Consider the following 3,634-nt stretch of genomic DNA (forward strand, 5'->3'; position numbering starts at 1 on the left):
ACTTGTTCGAGCCTCAGGAGTGCTGGAACTACCTCAAGGCAGCCGGATATGCGTCTGTTTAACCGTCCGATGCTTTAGGTGACCTAGGATAACGCCACTTTCAGACGTGACAGACACGCTGCCAGAAGCTATGAGCACGTCACTCCCGGGCTGCCGGCAAGGCTCTCCCGGCCGACCTAAGGGCTCCAATCCTGAGCCTAGCGGTCAGAATGGCGAAAAGAGTTGACTTTTAACGACTCAGACGCTAGAGAGACCGGACTTTCCGGCGGGCTGTAGGTTTTCGCCAGTCAAAGCGTCTAGCTTTGACCCGTGCCACCTAAACGCTGCCGAACTCAACCTTGACTGACAAATGTCAGATTTAGGGCACGACCGCGGTGCAAATCATCGTGGTCCTCTGCAATCGCACCACGCCGGGGGCCTTTCAGGGCCAATGGCGTGGCTTCGTTTTGCGCAAGCCTAAGGGTTTGCCAGGGCGGCGTTCAACCGTTTGAAGACACAACAGGCCACCTGGCGGTGGCTGGTGAAAGAGGGCACAGGATGCCAACGATCAGTCAGCTGATCCGCAAGCCGCGGACGGCGCAAAAGAGCCGGAATAAGGTTCCCGCGCTTGAGGCCTGCCCGCAGAAGCGGGGCGTGTGCACGCGCGTCTATACCACGACCCCGAAGAAGCCAAACTCGGCTCTGCGTAAGGTCGCCAAGGTTCGCCTGACCAATGGCTTTGAAGTCATCGGTTACATCCCCGGTGAGGGCCATAACCTTCAAGAGCACTCCGTGGTGATGATCCGCGGCGGCCGCGTGAAGGATCTTCCGGGTGTCCGTTATCACATCATTCGCGGCGTCCTCGACACGCAGGGTGTGAAGAACCGTAAGCAGCGTCGTTCGAAGTACGGCGCGAAGCGGCCGAAGTAAGCCGTCAACACTTATTGAGGTCGGAGTCAGCTCATGTCCCGCCGCCATAGCGCAGAAAAGCGTGAGATTATCCCGGATCCGAAGTTCGGGGATATCGTCGTCACCAAGTTCATGAACTCCATCATGTACGACGGCAAGAAGTCTGCTGCCGAGAGCATCGTGTACGGTGCTTTCGACATCATCGAGAGCCGCGCCAAGGCCAACCCGCTTGAGGTCTTCAAGCAGGCCCTCGACAACGTCGCTCCGGCGATCGAAGTCCGCTCCCGCCGTGTCGGCGGCGCGACCTACCAGGTTCCGGTCGAAGTTCGCTCCGAGCGCCGTCAGGCGCTGGCGATCCGCTGGATCATCCAGGCCGCCCGCGGCCGCAACGACAAAACGATGGTCGACCGGCTCTCCGCCGAGCTGCTCGATGCCTCGAACAACCGGGGTAACGCCGTCAAGAAGCGCGAAGACACCCACCGGATGGCCGAAGCCAACCGCGCGTTCTCGCACTATCGCTGGTAACGGCTGGACCCTGAGGAGCTGATCGATGCCACGCACGCACGCGATTGAGGACTACCGTAACTTCGGCATCATGGCCCACATCGATGCCGGCAAGACCACCACGACCGAGCGCATCCTGTACTACACCGGCAAGTCCCATAAGATCGGTGAAGTGCACGAAGGCGCCGCCACCATGGACTGGATGGAGCAGGAGCAGGAGCGTGGCATCACGATCACGTCCGCTGCGACCACCTGCTTCTGGAACGACAAGCGTCTGAACATCATCGACACCCCCGGCCACGTCGACTTCACCATCGAGGTGGAGCGTTCGCTCCGCGTCCTCGACGGCGCAGTGTGCGTGCTCGACGGCAACCAGGGCGTCGAGCCTCAGACCGAGACCGTTTGGCGCCAGGCCGACAAGTATGACGTTCCCCGCGTCGTGTTCGTCAACAAGATGGACAAGACTGGCGCGAACTTCTTCAACTGCGTCGACGACATCGTGAAGCGCGTCGCCGGCAAGCCTGTCTGCCTCCAGCTGCCGATCGGCGCAGAAGCCGACTTCCAGGGCGTGATCGACCTCATCAAGATGAAGGCGATCGTCTGGTCCGGCGAGTCGCTCGGTGCTAAGTTCGACGAAGTCGAGATCCCGGCCGATCTGAAGGACCAGGCTGTCGAGTATCGCGGCAAGCTCATCGAGGCTGCGGTCGAGATGGACGACGACGCGATGGTGGCATATCTGGAAGGCCAGGAGCCGGACGAGGCGACCCTGCGTCGCCTGATCCGCACGGCCGTCCAGCGCCGCGCTTTCCACCCGGTGCTTTGCGGCTCGGCGTTCAAGAACAAGGGCGTTCAGCCCCTTCTCGACGCCGTCGTGGACTTCCTGCCGTCCCCGGCAGACCGCGAAGCCATCAAGGGCATCGACTTCAAGACCGAGGAAGATACCATCCGCCGTCCGACGGACGAGGAAGCGTTCTCCATGCTCGCCTTCAAGATCATGGACGACCCCTTCGTCGGCACGATCACCTTCTGCCGCGTCTATTCGGGCAAGGTTGATGCTGGTGCGAACCTGCTCAACTCGACCCGTGACAAGAAGGAGCGCGTCGGCCGCATGCTTCTTATGCATGCGAACAACCGCGAGGACATCAAGGAAGCCTATGCGGGCGACATCGTCGCTCTCGCGGGCCTCAAGGAAGTCCGTACCGGCGACACGCTCTGCGATCCCCAGAAGCCCGTGATCCTCGAGCGCATGGAGTTCCCTGAGCCCGTAATCGAGATCGCCATCGAGCCGAAGTCTAAGGCGGATCAAGAGAAGCTTGGTCTGGCTCTCGCCAAGCTCGCGGCAGAGGATCCGTCCTTCCGCGTCTCCACCGATCAGGAGTCCGGTCAGACGATCCTGAAGGGCATGGGCGAGCTTCACCTCGACATCAAGGTCGACATCCTGAAGCGCACCTACAAGGTCGATGCCAACATCGGCGCTCCGCAGGTCGCGTATCGCGAGACCATCTCGAAAAAGGCTGAGATCGACTACACCCACAAGAAGCAGACCGGCGGCACGGGCCAGTTCGCTCGCGTCAAGCTGGTGATCCAGCCGAACGAGCAGGGCGCTGGTTTCGCCTTCGAGTCGAAGATCGTGGGTGGTGCGGTGCCTAAGGAGTACATCCCGGGCGTCGAAAAGGGCCTGCAGTCGGTTATCGGTGCTGGCGTCATCGCCGGCTTCCCGGTGGTGGACGTCAAGGTCGAGCTCATCGATGGCGCGTTCCACGAAGTCGACTCGTCGGCTCTCGCCTTCGAAATCGCCTCTCGTGCGGCTATGCGTGAAGGCCTCCAAAAGGGCGGTTCCGTCCTCCTCGAGCCGGTCATGAAGGTCGAGGTCACGACTCCTGAGGACTACACCGGTTCGGTGATCGGTGACCTCAACTCCCGTCGCGGCCAGATCCAGGGGCAGGACATGCGCGGCAACGCGGTCGTCATCAACGCGATGGTGCCGCTGGCCAACATGTTCGGCTACGTGAACACCCTGCGCGGCATGAGCCAGGGGCGCGCGAGCTACACCATGCAGTTCGACCACTACGAGCAAGTGCCGTCGAACGTGGCTGCCGAGGTTCAGGCGAAATACGCCTGAACCCACTAAGTTGAAATTCTGAGATTCAAAGGAACGAGTGCCACGATGGCGAAGGAAAAGTTTGAGCGGACGAAGCCGCACTGCAACATCGGGACGATTGGCCACGTTGACCATGGCAAG

Annotated in this window: 3 protein-coding genes; all 3 read left to right on the top strand. The window is 61.0% G+C overall.

Annotation, left to right across the window (positions count from 1 at the left end; genetic code table 11):
- The first annotated feature begins 537 nt into the window (after positions 1-537).
- The 3 genes from rpsL to fusA are packed head-to-tail and all read left to right on the top strand — an operon-like array spanning position 538 to position 3,514.
- A complete protein-coding gene (gene rpsL, locus DRB19_RS29185) occupies positions 538-909 on the top strand; it encodes a 30S ribosomal protein S12 (RefSeq protein WP_114189441.1) in 372 nt (123 codons plus the stop codon).
- A gap of 33 nt (positions 910-942) precedes the next feature.
- Complete coding sequence (gene rpsG / locus DRB19_RS29190) at positions 943-1,413, top strand: 30S ribosomal protein S7 (protein WP_114189442.1); 471 nt, start codon at positions 943-945, stop codon at positions 1,411-1,413.
- Between the two features lie 25 nt (positions 1,414-1,438).
- A complete protein-coding gene (fusA, locus tag DRB19_RS29195; RefSeq protein ID WP_114189443.1) occupies positions 1,439-3,514 on the top strand; it encodes an elongation factor G in 2,076 nt (691 codons plus the stop codon).
- Positions 3,515-3,634: the final 120 nt, after the last annotated feature.

Source organism: Microvirga aerophila, from assembly GCF_003332305.1.
In the GTDB taxonomy this organism is placed as follows: domain Bacteria; phylum Pseudomonadota; class Alphaproteobacteria; order Rhizobiales; family Beijerinckiaceae; genus Microvirga; species Microvirga aerophila.